Source organism: Agrobacterium larrymoorei, assembly GCF_037722385.1.
GTDB classification, from domain to species: Bacteria; Pseudomonadota; Alphaproteobacteria; order Rhizobiales; family Rhizobiaceae; genus Agrobacterium; species Agrobacterium larrymoorei_C.
The window spans coordinates 343,027-357,807 of record NZ_JBBKAQ010000006.1 but is presented as its reverse complement, the minus strand read 5'-3'; the positions used below and the strand labels follow the sequence as shown (position 1 = coordinate 357,807).

The following is a 14,781-nucleotide window of genomic DNA, read 5'->3' as shown; positions in this document are numbered from 1 at the left end:
AACACACCTCATGCTTCGAGGTTAGCTCATGAACCAATGGAGGTTCCCATGAGCTCTGAGAAAGACGTCGACAAGATCCATGCGGACGCAAAGCCGCAATTTGCGCCGGGGAAGAAGACCTCGGACAATAATGGCGTCGCAAGCGCCAAACCCACTGTCGTCACCGGTTCCGACGACGCGACGGCGAACAAGCTGCCGCCGGGCACTAAAAAGCCCGAAAAAGACTGGGACATGAATTACGACGAGCGCGACATGAACGAGGGCGACTTCAGAGGGTAATCTCTGAAGCGCCGAGCGCTTTCGTCGACCATCTCTCCCCCAATATTCGTTTCTCCCTCCGCGGCGCAAGCCAATGAGAGATGAGCAATTCTGTCCGCAGATAAGCGGGCACGACACCTTCAGAAAGACGCCACGATGAAACGATCCGACGACGACACGAAGCTGGAGGTCAGGCCTTATCATTCGCCGGCGGGTGGCTGGGGATCGGCTAAATCCGTCGCCAAATATCTCGTGAAGGAGGATGCAGCGACACGTGCGCCGAAGGTTTTGATGAGCCAGAACAAGCACGGCGGCGCGATGTGCGTCAGCTGTGCCTGGGAGAAGCCGGCCAAGCCTCACCCGCTGGAATTTTGTGAGAACGGCGCAAAGGCTACGGTGTGGGAAACGACGTCTCGCAGGGCCGATCCAAAATTCTTCGCCCATCATACGCTACGCGAACTGGAGGGCTGGAGCGACCATGACCTCGAATCCGTTGGTCGTCTGACCCACCCGATGCGCTGGGATGCAGCGAGAGATCAGTATGTGCCTACGACATGGCAGGAGGCCTTCGACGAGATTGGAAGGGAGCTCAGAGCTATCGAGCCGAACCAGGCTGAGATGTATGTGTCCGGCCGAGCTTCGCTTGAGACCTCCTACATGTGGCAGCTCTTTGCCCGCATTTACGGCACGAACAATCTGCCCGACAGCTCCAACATGTGTCACGAAAGCTCGTCGGTTGGGCTACCGGAGAGCATTGGTGCATCGGTCGGAACCGCCATTCTCTCGGATTTCCAGAACTGCGATTGCATTTTCTACATCGGGCAGAACGTCGCAACATCCTCCCCCAGGCTGCTGCACCAGTTGCAGGAAGCCGTGCAGCGCGGCGTCAAGATCGTCACCTTCAATCCGTTGCGGGAGCGCGGGCTCGAAGAATTCGTCAATCCGCAATCGCCCACCGAGATGCTGACACCGGGTGCCACCCCGATCTCCTCGCGCTACTATCAACTTCGCAATGGCGGCGACATCGCTGCTATCTTCGGCATTGCCAAAGCCTTGATCGAGGCGGACGATCTTGTTCATGGGCTGGCCCCAAGCCCGATCCAGAAGGGCGACACCCAGCCTGAAGATCCGAGCAACGCCTCGGCCGTTGCCTTCGCCTCATCCATCGCGGCTGCTGAAAACAAGCATGTTCTCGACCACAGCTTCATCGACGACCATACCCAAGGGTTTGAGGAGTTTGCGGCCGCGGCCCGCGCCCATTCCTGGGAAAAGCTTGAACGCTACTCCGGCTTGAAGCGCGCGGAAATGGAGGAAGCTGCGAAGATCTATGCGGAATCCGATGCGGTGCTCATTTGTTACGGCATGGGCGTGACTCAGCATCTCATGGGCGTTGAGAATGTCCATATGATCGCCAATCTCGCATTGCTGCGCGGCAATATCGGCAAACCTGGCGCTAACATCTGCGCGGTGCGGGGCCACTCCAATGTCCAGGGGCAGCGCACGGTCGGGATCAGCGAAAAGCCGGATCTCGTTCCGCTCGACAAGCTGGCCGAACTTTATCATTTCACCCCGCCACGGGAAATGGGCCACTCCACCGTCGAGACCTGCCAGGCGATCATCAAGGGAGAAGCCAAGGCTTTTTTGAGCCTTGGTGGTAATTTCCTGCGTGCCATTCCGGATACCGATGCCATCGAGCCTGCTTGGCGAAAGCTGCGCCTGACGGTGCAGATCGCTACCAAGCTGAACCGCAGCCACGTGGTCCATGGGGAGATCGCCTATCTTCTACCCTGTCTTGGCCGTCTGGAGATCGACAGGCAACAGAGCGGCGAACAGCGCGTGACGATGGAATCCTCTCTCGCACATTTCCACGGCTCCAGAGGCCAGGTGGCACCGATCAGCGACATGCTGCTCTCCGAGCCCGCCATCGTTGCGGGGCTTGCCAAGGCGACATTGACGACGGGCAAAGTTCCATGGGACTCCTGGGTCGCCGACTATTCCCGCATCCGCAACGCAATCGAATTGACCTATCCCGATACGTTCCGCGACTTCAACAAGCGCGCCTTCCAACCGGGCGGCATGACGCGGCCCCTTCCCGCCCGTGAACGCAAATGGGTGACCGCGTCCGGCAAGGCGAATTTTCTGACGCCGAAAAAGCTTTTCCCCGTCGAGGAGGCAGCCTCCCCCGAAACGCTTTACCTGATGACACTGCGCTCCAACGACCAGTTCAACACCACGATCTATGGCTACAACGACCGCTTCCGCGGCATCCACGGATCGCGCAAAGTGATCTTCATGAATCCCAAGGACATTGAAAGGCTTGGTTTGAGGGACAGGATGATCGTGGACCTGACGACGGCAATGGACGAGAGCAGGCCGAGAGCGGTCCACGGTTTCACGGTCGTTGCCTACAATATTCCCGAAGGAAGCTGTGGGGCCTATTACCCCGAAACCAACCCGCTGTTTCCGCTCGATCACCATGATCCGAAAGCTAAAACGCCAGCATACAAGTTTCTGCCTGTCATCGTGCAGCCGTCGACCACACGAACGGATGCGGCTCGTTGATCATCATGCAGAAGCGTCATTGAATCACCATCACGCGGGGAACCTTCGATCCAGTGCGGAATTTAAGAAACATGGCACATACTGCGAAAACCACGGACCGACAGGATCAACAGCCCGATATTCGTGACAGGCTGATTGTGGCCCTTTATGCGCAGTTGAAGGCCGAGCGTGAGACCCGTGAAGCGATGGAGTGGGTGGCGCGTCATGGCGGGCTTTCGCCGGATGTGATGGAAGCCATGGCTTCCGATCCTGTCCCGGTGTTTTCGCAGGACGATGTCGTGGCCGTCGAGCGCATCATCGATCGCGAGCGTTCCAGTCAAAGTTAGAGCGTAAAAGGAGGCTGGCGATGGCGCCAAGAGCCGTGTGGAGAGGCAGTATCAAATTCGCTGATTTTCAGTGTGATGTCGGACTCTACACAGCAATCTCCTCTTCGGAAAAGATCTCCTTCAACATCATCAATCGAAAGACTGGCAACCGCGTCGAACGACAATATCTGGACAGCGAAACCGGTGACAAGGTCGAGCGCGACCAGCAGGTCAAGGGCTATGAGCTAGAGAATGGCGACCATATCGTCATCGAAGGCGATGAGCTTGCAGAGCTTATGCCTGACGGTAACAAAGTCATCCGGGTCAAAAATTTTCTCGAATGCGACGAGATCGACAAGCTCTATTTTGACAAGCCCTATTATCTTTCGCCTTCGACAGACGAGGACCGCGAAGCGCTCTCACTGTTGGCGCAGACGCTGCGGGAGCGCCAGGTAGCAGCGCTTGCAGAGGCGATCCTTTTTCGCCGCAACAGAATGCTGTTGATACGGCTCGACGGTGACGCCGTGATCGCCACGACATTGAACTATGATTACGAAGTGCGCTCGCAAGCCGCGGCCTTCAAGTCCATTCCCGATATCGAGTTCGACGACGAGATGCTGGAACTGGCAGGCCATATCATCAAAAAGCGGGCGGGGAAGTTCGATCCGTCGCGCTACAGCGACCGCTATAACGACGCCCTGACGGAACTGGTGCAGGCGAAGATCGAAGGCAAGACGATCAAGAAGCGCGAGCCTGAGAAGCGCGACAATGTCATCGACCTGAAGGAAGCCTTGCGCCAAAGCGCCGGCGTCTCCGACAAGAAGGCGGCTAAGGCGAAGTCGTCAGGGACCACGAAACGCAAGAAGGCGAGCTAACCCATGGGCCTTCAAACCTACAACCAGAAGCGCAAATTCGATAAAACGCCGGAGCCGAAAGGCGAGGCAGCGGCTACGAGCGGCAACAGCTTCGTCGTGCAGAAACACGATGCGCGGCGTCTGCATTATGATTTCCGTCTCGAGATGGATGGTGTGCTGAAAAGCTGGGCCGTGACCAAAGGCCTGAGCCTCGATCCCAACGAAAAACGACTTGCCGTTCATGTCGAGGATCATCCGCTGAGTTACGCCGACTTCGAAGGCATCATTCCTCAGGGTCAGTATGGCGGCGGTACGGTCATTGTCTGGGATCGCGGCACCTGGACTCCGATCGGGGATGCGAAAAAGGCCTACCGAAAAGGCCATATGGAGTTCGAGCTCGATGGCGAAAAGCTGAAGGGCCGCTGGCATCTTGTGCGGATGAAGGGCAAACCGGACGAAAAGCGAGAAAACTGGCTGCTCATCAAGGCCCATGACGAAGAGGCCAGCGACACCATCGACTTGATCGAGGAAGCCGCCAACTCCGTCAAGACCGGTCGAAGCCTTGAGCAAGTGGCAAAAAACCCAAAGGACACGTGGATTTCAAAAGACGCGTCGGCGAAGGCGAAAAACAAAAAGACGGCCAGCAAACAGCCGCATGATTTCCCAAAGGGAAGCCATAAGGCTGCAATGCCGTCTTTTATCGAACCAGCGCTTGCGACGTTGAAGAACAATGCGCCGGAAGGCTCGCGCTGGCTGCATGAAATCAAATTCGACGGCTATCGCCTCCAGGCTCGGGTCGAGAAGGGAGAGGTCGTTCTCCTGACCCGAAGTGGTTTGGATTGGACGGAGAAATTCGGAGAGGCCATCAGCCAGTCGCTTGCCGCACTTCCCGTAGAGACAGCCATAATAGATGGCGAACTCGTCGTGGAAAAAGACAGCGGCGTTTCCGACTTTTCTTCACTTCAGGCCGATCTCAGCGAGGGCCGGCAGGATCGTTTCCGCTATTACGTCTTCGACCTGCTCTACCTCGATGGACAGGATCTTCAGGAGGCGCCACTCATCGATCGCAAAGCGCTCCTGGAAAAGCTGCTTCCCTCTGACGACCCGGTCCTGCGCTACAGCGCACATTTTCAGGAGGAGGGCGACAAGGTTCTACAGCACGCCTGCACGCTGGGTCTGGAAGGCGTGATCTCCAAGGTCGCGGACTCCCCTTACGTGTCCGGCCGAAAAGGGCAGTGGATCAAATCCAAATGCAGCAGCGGCCAGGAGTTCGTCATAGGCGGATACACGCTCTCATCCTCATCCGATCAGGCCATCGGTTCACTGGCACTCGGCGTGTATGAAAAAGGCGCTCTTCGGCATGTCGGCCGAGTTGGGACAGGCTTTACCGGCGAGACGTCCGAAATGATCTTCGAGCGATTGAAACCGCTCACCCAGAAGGAAAGTCCCTTCTCGCAAAAGCTGACCGCACTTGCGCGCCGTGGTCTTCACTACGTGAAGCCAGAGCTTGTGGCGGAGGTGGAGTTTCGGGGTTGGTCTGGCGATGGCAACCTCCGCCATGCCTCTTTCAAAGGTCTGCGGGAAGACAAAGCACCCAAGGAGATCAGTCGGGAGGTGGCGGAGGTGGCAAAGCGTGACACAGATAACTCTGCGGAGACGCCGCAGACGAAGATCAAATTCACCCATCCAGAGCGCCTCTATTGGCCGGATCAGAAGATCACCAAGGCCGATCTTGCTGGTTATTACGCCGAGGTATGGGAGCATATTGCACCCTATGTCACGAACCGCGCACTCTCCTTGTTGCGATGCCCGGAAGGAATAGATGGACAGAAATTCTTCCAGAAGCACCCATGGCGAGGGATGAACAAAGCCATCGGCGCGATCAAAGATCCAAAGGATAGATCGGGCGAACCGCTGGTGGTGATCAATGACTTCGATGGCATGATGGCGCTCGTCCAATCCGCCGTGCTGGAAATACATCCCTGGGGCTCGACCACCAAAGCGTGGGAAAAGCCGGACCTGATCACCATGGATCTTGATCCCGGTGAGGATGTGGCGTGGAGTGCCGTCGTCGAAGCAGCGCTCGACCTCAAATCGAGGCTGGAAGCCGTGGGCCTCTCCGCCTTTGTCAAAACCTCCGGCGGCAAGGGCCTGCATGTCGTTACGCCATTGGAGCCGAAAGCCGGCTGGGCGAAGGTGAAAAGTTTTGCGAAGAAACTTGCGACGGACATGGGCAAAGATGAGCCGGATAAGTACCTGGCTGTGGCCACTAAAGCCAAGCGCAATGGCCGCATCTTCGTTGACTATCTGCGCAATGGGCGTGGAAGCACCGCGGTCGCGCCCTACTCCACCCGCGCCAGAGCGGGCGCTACGGTCTCCATGCCGCTCGCATGGGCGGATTTGCCTGATGTTAAAGGTCCGGCAGGATTCACGGTTAAGAACACGCCAAAGCATCTGAAGGCGAGGAAGTCTGACCCATGGGCGGACTTCTGGACATCCGCAAAGCCACTTCCCGGGTGATATCTGGATAGCGTTTCCCGTTCAGGGAACGCTTAAGGTCAAACCTTAGGACTGCAGGCTCTTTTTCAGTGCATCCATGATGTTGATGACATTGCCGCCCTGCTTTGCCGCGGCGGGCTGCTTCTTGGTCTTGGACTTCGGCGTTTCCTTCGCCTTTGTCTTCAGCAGCTTCTGAACCTTCTTCTGCACCGTGTCCTGAACCAGGGACGGTTTCCAGTTCGTCAACTGCTTGTCGATTTGTTTGTCCAGCGCCTCTTGCAGTTCCTTATCAACTTTAGCCTTGTCATCGATCGTATCGACGGCCTCCCGCACCTCGTCGCCATAGTGCAGCGTCCAGAGGATGATGCCTTTGCCGGATGGCTCCAGCAATACGGCGTGCTCGCGGCGATAAAGCACCAGCCGGGCGATGCCGACGACTTTGCTGGCCTTCATTGCTTCACGAATAACGCTGAAGGCTTCGGCGCCGATCTTGTCCTCAGGTTTTAGAAAATGCGGGCGATCGTACCAAATCCAGTCGATGGAGCCTGCGGGAATGAAGGTCTGGATATCGATGGTTCTGGTGCTTTCCAGAGCCACAGCGTCGATTTCGTCTTCCTCCAGCAGCACGAAGTCGCCGTCTTCCTTCGGAAAGCCCTTCACCTGATTTTTATCCGCGACCGGCCGATGAGTAACGCTGTCCACGTAACGGCTTTCGACGCGATTACCCGTGTCTCGATTGATGACGTGGAAACGGATTTTGCCGCTCTGCGAGATTGCGGGTGTGAGCGAAACCTTGGCCGTGACCAGAGACAGCCTCAAGTGACCTTTCCAGAATGTCTGTCTCGGCATGAAAAACGTCTCCCGGCGCGTGAGGTGGCATCAACCTCCTCTAATCTTTGGACCGGACATGAAGTTCCCGACAGTCAGTTCCAGCCATCTCCATTTTTCGTGAGTAGGGGTGTGGAGAACGCTGCGCACACGCGCGTTGGCCATATCGGGCTTTGCTTTTCCAGCGCATTCCGCCACCGCTCGGACTGTAGCATCGCCGCACCGATAACGACGGGCTCGATGCCGGAAGCTTGAAGCAGGGACAGACCGGCGATGATCGAGGTTCCGCTGGAAATAACATCATCGATGAGCGCGACACGCTTCCCTTTCAGAAGTGGCAGCATCCTCGGATCGATATAGAGTCGCTTTTCCTGCTGCGTGGTGATGGACGACATCGGCACCGAAAGCTCTTCAATGTACCAGAATTTTCGAGATGTTCCGAGTGGGACATAACGGGAGTGGCCGAGGCGGCGGGCCACTTCGCTCGCGAGCGTTAAGCCTAGTGTCGGCAGCCCCACGACGACTTCCGCCTCGAAAGGCTTCAGCTTTGCCGCGAGATCGTCCGCCAATGCGCCGACGACCTCGAAGGAGGCCTGGTTGATGATCAGAGAGGCGAGCGCATGCTCGCCGTCGGCAAGAGGCCGGATCGGTAGGCGGAGTTGCCGCCCGTCATCCAGCGTTACCGGGTAGAAACCAACTTTGATCCCGTCGGTTGGAAAGCTGCCCGGTGGATGCAGGTCTTGCCAGAACTCGTATGGCTTCATCGTTCCTCTCTCATCTTTACGCCTTTTCGAAGCGTCGCCGATTTTCCGTTATGCCCTATTAAATCCGACGCGCTTTTGCACTAAAAATGACCTCCACATATGAGCCGTGCCGACCGGCTTCCATGCACAGATGCCAAGGACTCACCTTTTATGCCCGCCTCGACCATGACCGCCGACGAGTTTTCCTTTCTGACGACGCTGCGTCGCGATCTGCATGCGCATCCAGAACTGGGATTTGAAGAAGAGCGTACCAGCCAGATCGTGGCCTCTCTTCTGGAGGAGGCGGGCATCACTGTTCATCGCGGTCTTGGGGTCACTGGCGTCGTCGGAACGCTTCAGGTGGGAAATGGCACGCGCCGGATCGGACTGCGCGCCGATATGGATGCGCTGGCCATGCCGGAGCTGGCCGAGCGGCCGTACAAGTCTACCGTGCAGGGAAAAATGCATGCCTGCGGTCATGATGGCCACACCGTCATGCTGCTTGGTGCTGCCCGGGCACTTGCCAAGGAGAAGAATTTTTCCGGCACGGTGCATTTCATTTTTCAGCCTGCGGAAGAAGGTCGAGGCGGTGCGCGCAAGATGGTGGAAGACGGGCTCTTCGAGCTGTTCCCCTGCGACGCAGTGTTCGGTCTTCACAATATGCCAGGTCTCGATACCGACGAAATGGCTGTAGTGGAAGGACCGCAGCTTGCCTCTTCCGATAGCTGGCGCGTTGTTTTCAAGGGCGTCGGTACTCACGGGGCGAAGCCACATCTCGGGCGTGATCCGATCACTGCTGCGGCGAGCTTTCTGTCCTCTCTGCAGAGCATCGTCGGACGCGTCGTCGATCCGCTGCAACCCGCCGTCGTCAGTGCCTGTTCTCTCCAGGCGGGGGACCCGAATGCCCTGAACGTCATACCCGATCTCGTGCATATTGGCGGGACAGCGCGGGCCTATGCCCCCCAGGTGCGCGATCAATTGGAAGAAGAAATCGGCCGTCTGGCGCGGGGTACAGCGTCGATGTTCGGCATCGAAGCAAGCTACGAGTTCATCCGCCGCATCCCCCCGGTCGTCAACGATGCCGATGCCACAGAGCGGGCGCTGAAGGCGGCACGCGGCGCCTTTGGTGCGAAAGTACGGACGGCCTTTCCGCCTTCCACCGCGGGCGACGATTTCGCCTTCTTTGCCGGCGAGGCGCCCGGCTGTTATGTCTGGCTGGGCAACGGCCCTGCGGTGGACGGCGCGCTGCACCACAACACCTCCTATGACTTCAACGATGATGCGATCGCCTCGGGTGTTGCCTTCTGGAAGACGCTGGTGGAGCAGGAACTGGCAGCGGAATAGCTCCGCTTAGGCAACCACCTCGAGCACCGGCGTTTCCAGTACCCTTCCCGTCAGCACATCGGCGATTCCCATGTCCGTCTGGTGAGGCCCAATGTTGCAGGCAAGTGTGGCGCCGAAGCAGGCCTTGAAGACGAGGTAGGGCGGCTGCCATTCGACGACCTTGCCGACCGCCTCTCGCACCGCTTCGAAGCCAGCAGAAACCTCTGCAAGAGGCGCGTCGGATACGAGACCCGACAGCGGAAGCGGCAGGAGAGCTGTTACCTTTCCGCCAGACGCCACGGCCATGCCGCCACCAGCCTTGATCACCGCATTGGCGGCGAGCGCCATATCCGCCTCGTTGCCGCCAAAAACGGTCAGGTTGTGACTATCATGAGAGACGGTTGTGGCGAAGGCGCCATTCCACGATCCCCAGTTGGTCAGAAATCCGGATCGTGTGATGGCATCTGCCTTGCCGTGCCGATGCGTCACAGAGATCATCGTCGTTCCGTCGGGGGGCACGACGAAACCATCCACCACATCGGCCTCAATCTCTCCCCACTGGGTGAAGCGCGGCCGGTCGATCGTGGCAAGCCGCACGCGTTCGCCACTGCTCTTCACCTGGAAATCCTTAAGGGAGCGAAGCGGCAGCTTCATGGAGTTCTTCAACGGCGCGGCGTCGATTTCAGGGATATCCACGATCATTCGGCCTTGCTCGGCGACCGGCGTTCCACTGATCAGAACATGGCGAGCGGAGAACTGCGTCAGATCGTCAAAAACCACGATATCCGCTCTTCGACCGGCGGCAATCAGGCCGAGATCGTTGCGCTGAAGTCGCGCTGCTGCGTTGAGGGTCGCCGCCTGCAATGCCCATTGCGGACGAAGGCCGTAGCGCACAAGTCTGCGTACCACATCATCCAGCCCTCCGCTCTTTAACAGATCGTCGGGAAACACATCGTCGGTGCAGAGCGTCAACGTCGGCGGAAGATGACCAAGCGTGTTGAGCGCCTCGACGAATTCCGGCAGCAGATGATCGTGGGAGCCGCGCAGTTCGATGGTCAGCCCCGCGCGCAGCTTCGTCATCAGATCGTCTGCCGAGGTAAGTTCGTGGTCCGAGGTGACACCGGCTGCCATGAAGGCACTCAGATCCGCACCCGCAAGACCACGCGCATGTCCGCAGATCAGCTTATCCGCATGCAGCCCTTCCTGGAGAATGGCACTCATGCGCGGGTCGCGCTTGATGACGCCACGCATATTCATGACTTCGGCTACGCCGCCGACTTCCGCCCAAAACAGAATTTCGGCAAGCGCCGTCGCATCGAAATCCGCACCAGCCTGTTCAAGTCCTGGAGCCGACGGCACGCACGAGGGCGCAAGCAAGATCGTCCGCAGCGGCAGATTACGGCTTGCTCGCGATGCCCATGACATTCCGTCCAGGCCATGGACGTTGGCGAACTCATGCGGATCCCACACAATCGTCGTGACGCCTTTGGCCACGACTGCAGCCGCATAGGACGCAGGCGTGACCATTGAGCTTTCGATATGCATATGCGTATCGATCAAGCCGGGCGAGATATACCCACCCGTGGCGTCCAGTATCTGCGCAGCATCCTGTCTTGAACCGGTAGGGTGAACGCTCGCGATCAGCGGGCCGACGAGGCCGATATCGGCGGGTCGCAATTCGCCCGTCACCACATCCACCAAAGTTCCCCCTGAAATCAGAACATCGAAAGGCGCGTCGCCCCTTGCTGCCGCGACCGCACGGGTGCGGAGTGCGGCATCGTTCATGCCGTCACGATCGGCAATGATCGGCTTTTCGCTCATCGGCTCGCCTCTTCCAAGAGCGCGCCCAGAATGATCCTGCGCGCACTTTCCGCATCGACGTTTTCTGCATAATGCGCGTTGAAGCGTTCGGCATGGGCAGGCCGGGCCTCAACGACCGTTCGCCCGCGCGTCAGGCCGCCGTGCAATTCGATATCGATGCGGGCCTCATTCCATGTGAGGCTTTCGGGACCAATGACGGCAACCGCCGCGCAAGGATCGTAAAGCGCCATGGCGTCGCGCCCCCGGCTGACGGCGATATTGATGAAGCCTTCAAGCATGTCAGCCAGCAGCCCCGCGTTCTTGCCGCCCGCTTCGCGGATCGGCATCACATCCGCCAGAGAGGCTGTGACTTTACGGCAAAGATCGAGATCGACCACGCGCAGTGGAAGGCCGTGGGCAAGCACGATGGCCGCTGCTTCAGGATCGGCAAAAGCGTTGAATTCGGCAGATGCCGTGTGATTGCCAAGTGTCACGCCACCACCCATCCAGGTAAGCTCGGTGATGCAGCTTGCAAGCTCGGGTCTGGCAAGACAGATCGCGGCGATATTGGTCAGAGGACCAAGAGCGAGGATTTTCTTTTCCCCCGCCCCATCCGCCAACCACCGGCAAAGGGCCTCGAAGGCATTTGACGACGGAACGTCGTCTGAAGGCGGGAATGTCACGCCGACCGTTGGAATACCCGTTTCACCGAGAATGCGTTGCGCTGTTTCAATCTCTCCGAGTACGGGCTTTGACCGTCCTGCGTAAAGGGGAAATCGCCAGGAGAAGGCTAAAGCCGCACCGGCGGCATTCTTACGCACCTGATCAAGCGGCGCATTGCCGAAGACCAGCGACACGCCATCGATCGGTAGTCCCGACGAAGCCACAACCAGAATGGCGGCGATATCGTCGAAACCCATATCGGTATCGATCCACAGCCCCATCTTAGTTGAACACCTTGAGAGATGCCGCCTTCTCAACGGGTAGATCGAAAGGCAGCGTGGCGCCCATCTCATAGGAAGGAAGGCTGGCATCCACCTCGGCCTTGATGGGGCCGAGCGCGCTGTCGAGCAGATATTCGCGCGTATTGCCTGCGAAAGACGTGCCGCGCACGGTTCCCTCGAAAGGACCTGAACCGAGGGTTACCATGCGCGGCCTCCATGCCAGTCCCGCCGTACTCGGAACCTGGCCAGAAAGCGTAATGCGTCCAGCGTCTGTCTTTAGCTCTGTGCCTTCCAGACGGAAAATATTCTCGAAGCCGATAAAGTCGGCGACGAAGGCAGAGACGGGCGCATTATAGATCTCTTCCGGCGTTCCGATCTGCTCAATCGCGCCGTTCTTCATCACAACTATGCGATCAGCCAGCGCCAGTGCTTCGACCTGATCATGGGTGACGAAAATCATCGTGACGCCGGTCGCCTTCTGTACCCGCTGCAACTCCGTGCGCATTTCCAGCCTGAGCCTGGCGTCAAGGTTGGAAAGCGGCTCATCGAGCAGAAGAACCTTGGGATCCATGACCATGGAACGCGCCAAAGCCACACGTTGCTGCTGACCGCCCGACAGTTCGGCGGGCTTACGCGAGGCGAAGGTTGAGAGGCCGACGGATTTAAGACCAGACGCAACCTTCGCATCGAGCTCTGCGCCCTTGATGCCTTTTAATCGGAGGCCGAAGGCTACGTTTTCGTAGACCGTCAGATGCGGAAAGAGCGCATAGGACTGGAAGACCAGACCGACCGCACGCTTGTTGGCCGAGACCCGCGTGATGTCAGCGCCGTCCAGATCGATACGGCCGCCCGCAATTGGCATCAACCCGGCAATCGCTCGCATCGTGGTGGTCTTGCCGCAGCCGGACGGCCCGAGCAGAGCCAGCAGCTCGCCCTTTCGAATATCGAGATTGAGGTTCTCGACGGCCATGGTGGCGCCATAGGCGAGCGAAAGATTTTGAAGGGAGAGATACTGAGCGTCAGACATAGCGGGAGAACCCCAGAAAACGTTCGGCCATAAAAACGATGCCGATAGACAGGAAGGCGAGGAGCGAAGAGAGAGCGGCAACGGAGGGATCGAAGACGATCTCCATATAGCCCAACATGTCGATCGGCAGCGTGCGGACACCCGGCCCCGACAGGAAGAGCGAGACCGGCACCTGATTGAAGCTGGTGACGAAGCCGAGAATGAAGGCCGAGAGAATGCCGCCCCGAATATTCGGCAGCACGACACGGAAGAAAGCGCCAAGCCGCGAAGAACCGAGCAGCACCGCCGCCTCTTCGATATCCGAGCGTAGATTGGTGAGACTGGCCGACACCACCCGCACGGCATAGGGCAGTATCAGGGCGGTATGCGCTAGGAAGAGGGCGAGGGTAATGCCGATGCCGAAAGGCACGACGAAATAGCGCAGCAATGCCAAGCCGACAATGATGCCAGGCACGATGATCGGGGCGGAGACGATAGTGCGGATTGTCTCGGAAAAGGGCAGCTTGTAGCGCGACATGGCGTAGGCTGCCGGAATGCCGAGCAGGAGTGCCGCAAACGTGCCGCCGATGGCAAGAAACATCGACATGGCAAAGCTGTCGCGGAAGCTTTCGACCGTGAAGACCTTGGCGATCCACTTCAGCGAAAAGCCCTGCGGCGGGAAGGCCAGCGTATCGCCTGCCGAGAAGGATGCCGCAACGATGATCAGGAACGGTCCGATCAGGAAGCCGATGACAAGCGCCAGCGTCAACGGGATGAAGAGATTGCGCGTCATTTTCTGTTCCTTGCCGTTGCGATGCGCTTGAGCAGGATATTGGCGGCAAAGCTCATGACGATCAGAATGAAGGCGATGACACTTGCGGCAACGAAATTGTTGGACACCGTTACCTGCTGGTAGAGCAGCGTTTCCAGCATCAGCACCTTGGAGCCGCCGAGAATGGCGGGCGTGATATAGGCGGTAAGCGAGCCGGTGAAGACCAGCGTGCCGCCGACGACAAGGCCTTCCTTCGTCAAAGGAATGATGACCTTCCAGAAGACCTGAAACCAATTGGCGCCGAGAACGCGGGATGCAGCCACGACATCGCGGGGCATGTTTTCCAACGCGCTGATCAGCGAAATGATCATCAGCGGAAGGAAGAGCTGCAATAGACCAATGAAGACCGCGGTCTCGCTGAAGAGGATGCGGATCGGGCTATCCATCAAGCCGAGGAACGTCAGTGCCTCATTGACAATGCCGGTACGGCCAAGAATGACGATCCAGGCATAGGTGCGCGCCACCGGCGAAATCATCAATGGCAGGATGACCAGATTGATCATGTGCCCCTTCGAGCCTGGCGGCAGGCTGACAATGGCGAAGGCTGCGGCGTAACCAATAACGGCGGAAACGACTGTGACCAGAGCACCGAGCTTCAGCGTGCGCAAAAACACCGCCTGGTTCAGTGGGTCGGAGAAGAAGCTCGTATAGGCATGCAGCGTCCAGCCATCTGCGGTGCGAAAGCCTTCCGACAGAAGAATGAAGACCGGCACGAGAAAGACCGCCGCCGCAAAGATTGCGGCCGGCAAGGCAAGCGCCAGAGCCTCGGCCCGATTTTGAAACATGACGGTCTATCCTTTGACAGGCTGGTCCATGACAGATGCGAC

Annotated in this window: 13 protein-coding genes; 6 read left to right on the top strand and 7 right to left on the bottom strand. The window is 58.4% G+C overall.

Annotated elements, in window-relative coordinates; translation table 11 throughout:
• Positions 1-48 precede the first annotated feature (48 nt).
• From WKI41_RS11335 to ligD, 5 genes are all read left to right on the top strand, one after another.
• Positions 49-279, top strand: a complete 231-nt coding sequence (locus WKI41_RS11335; RefSeq protein WP_340193588.1) for a hypothetical protein — start codon at positions 49-51, stop codon at positions 277-279.
• A 135-nt stretch (positions 280-414) separates the two neighbouring features.
• Positions 415-2,820: an FdhF/YdeP family oxidoreductase gene (locus WKI41_RS11330; RefSeq protein WP_340193587.1), complete on the top strand. Its 2,406-nt coding sequence runs from the start codon at positions 415-417 to the stop codon at positions 2,818-2,820.
• Positions 2,821-2,891: 71 nt separating this feature from the next.
• A complete protein-coding gene (locus WKI41_RS11325) occupies positions 2,892-3,146 on the top strand; it encodes a hypothetical protein (RefSeq protein WP_340193586.1) in 255 nt (84 codons plus the stop codon).
• Positions 3,147-3,166: 20 nt separating this feature from the next.
• Positions 3,167-4,000: a Ku protein gene (locus tag WKI41_RS11320; protein ID WP_340193585.1), complete on the top strand. Its 834-nt coding sequence runs from the start codon at positions 3,167-3,169 to the stop codon at positions 3,998-4,000.
• A gap of 3 nt (positions 4,001-4,003) precedes the next feature.
• Positions 4,004-6,499: a DNA ligase D gene (ligD, locus tag WKI41_RS11315; protein ID WP_340193584.1), complete on the top strand. Its 2,496-nt coding sequence runs from the start codon at positions 4,004-4,006 to the stop codon at positions 6,497-6,499.
• A gap of 45 nt (positions 6,500-6,544) precedes the next feature.
• On the opposite strand, the gene WKI41_RS11310 is transcribed toward ligD, so the two are convergent.
• Both WKI41_RS11310 and WKI41_RS11305 read right to left on the bottom strand, forming a co-directional pair.
• Positions 6,545-7,327, bottom strand: a complete 783-nt coding sequence (locus WKI41_RS11310) for a Ku protein (RefSeq protein ID WP_340193583.1) — start codon at positions 7,325-7,327, stop codon at positions 6,545-6,547.
• 74 nt (positions 7,328-7,401) lie between these two features.
• On the bottom strand, positions 7,402-8,070 hold the full coding sequence (locus WKI41_RS11305) for a phosphoribosyltransferase (RefSeq protein ID WP_340193582.1): 669 nt from the start codon (positions 8,068-8,070) through the stop codon (positions 7,402-7,404).
• Positions 8,071-8,220: 150 nt separating this feature from the next.
• On the opposite strand from WKI41_RS11305, the gene WKI41_RS11300 reads away from it, so the two are divergent.
• Positions 8,221-9,393 carry an amidohydrolase gene (locus tag WKI41_RS11300; protein WP_340193581.1) on the top strand — a complete coding sequence of 391 codons (1,173 nt, stop codon included), beginning with the start codon at positions 8,221-8,223 and terminating at the stop codon, positions 9,391-9,393.
• Positions 9,394-9,399: 6 nt separating this feature from the next.
• Here WKI41_RS11300 and WKI41_RS11295 read toward each other — a convergent pair whose 3' ends face one another.
• Genes WKI41_RS11295 through WKI41_RS11275 form a run of 5 tightly spaced genes read right to left on the bottom strand, consistent with a single transcriptional unit; the run spans position 9,400 to position 14,739 of the window.
• The gene (locus WKI41_RS11295) at positions 9,400-11,193 is read right to left on the bottom strand and encodes an adenine deaminase (RefSeq protein WP_340193579.1); all 1,794 of its coding nucleotides are present in this window, start codon (positions 11,191-11,193) and stop codon (positions 9,400-9,402) included.
• Entirely contained in the window at positions 11,190-12,116 is a 927-nt protein-coding gene (locus tag WKI41_RS11290; protein ID WP_340193578.1) for a nucleoside hydrolase, read from the bottom strand. Before WKI41_RS11290 ends, WKI41_RS11295 begins: the two co-directional genes overlap by 4 nt.
• A gap of 1 nt (position 12,117) precedes the next feature.
• On the bottom strand, positions 12,118-13,143 hold the full coding sequence (locus WKI41_RS11285) for an ABC transporter ATP-binding protein (RefSeq protein WP_340193577.1): 1,026 nt from the start codon (positions 13,141-13,143) through the stop codon (positions 12,118-12,120).
• Complete coding sequence (locus WKI41_RS11280; RefSeq protein WP_340193576.1) at positions 13,136-13,915, bottom strand: ABC transporter permease; 780 nt, start codon at positions 13,913-13,915, stop codon at positions 13,136-13,138. The genes WKI41_RS11285 and WKI41_RS11280 overlap by 8 nt, the downstream gene beginning before the upstream one ends.
• Positions 13,912-14,739, bottom strand: coding sequence for an ABC transporter permease (locus WKI41_RS11275; RefSeq protein ID WP_340193575.1), 828 nt, complete (start codon positions 14,737-14,739; stop codon positions 13,912-13,914). The genes WKI41_RS11280 and WKI41_RS11275 overlap by 4 nt, the downstream gene beginning before the upstream one ends.
• Positions 14,740-14,781 lie beyond the last annotated feature (42 nt).

Coding starts and splice junctions, on each gene's coding strand:
- WKI41_RS11335 (WP_340193588.1), top strand. CDS start 49: ATGAGCTCTGAGAAAGACGTCGACAAGATCCATGCGGACGCAAAGCCG.
- WKI41_RS11330 (WP_340193587.1), top strand. CDS start 415: ATGAAACGATCCGACGACGACACGAAGCTGGAGGTCAGGCCTTATCAT.
- WKI41_RS11325 (WP_340193586.1), top strand. CDS start 2,892: ATGGCACATACTGCGAAAACCACGGACCGACAGGATCAACAGCCCGAT.
- WKI41_RS11320 (WP_340193585.1), top strand. CDS start 3,167: ATGGCGCCAAGAGCCGTGTGGAGAGGCAGTATCAAATTCGCTGATTTT.
- ligD (WP_340193584.1), top strand. CDS start 4,004: ATGGGCCTTCAAACCTACAACCAGAAGCGCAAATTCGATAAAACGCCG.
- WKI41_RS11310 (WP_340193583.1), bottom strand. CDS start 7,327: ATGCCGAGACAGACATTCTGGAAAGGTCACTTGAGGCTGTCTCTGGTC.
- WKI41_RS11305 (WP_340193582.1), bottom strand. CDS start 8,070: ATGAAGCCATACGAGTTCTGGCAAGACCTGCATCCACCGGGCAGCTTT.
- WKI41_RS11300 (WP_340193581.1), top strand. CDS start 8,221: ATGCCCGCCTCGACCATGACCGCCGACGAGTTTTCCTTTCTGACGACG.
- WKI41_RS11295 (WP_340193579.1), bottom strand. CDS start 11,193: ATGAGCGAAAAGCCGATCATTGCCGATCGTGACGGCATGAACGATGCC.
- WKI41_RS11290 (WP_340193578.1), bottom strand. CDS start 12,116: ATGGGGCTGTGGATCGATACCGATATGGGTTTCGACGATATCGCCGCC.
- WKI41_RS11285 (WP_340193577.1), bottom strand. CDS start 13,143: ATGTCTGACGCTCAGTATCTCTCCCTTCAAAATCTTTCGCTCGCCTAT.
- WKI41_RS11280 (WP_340193576.1), bottom strand. CDS start 13,915: ATGACGCGCAATCTCTTCATCCCGTTGACGCTGGCGCTTGTCATCGGC.
- WKI41_RS11275 (WP_340193575.1), bottom strand. CDS start 14,739: ATGTTTCAAAATCGGGCCGAGGCTCTGGCGCTTGCCTTGCCGGCCGCA.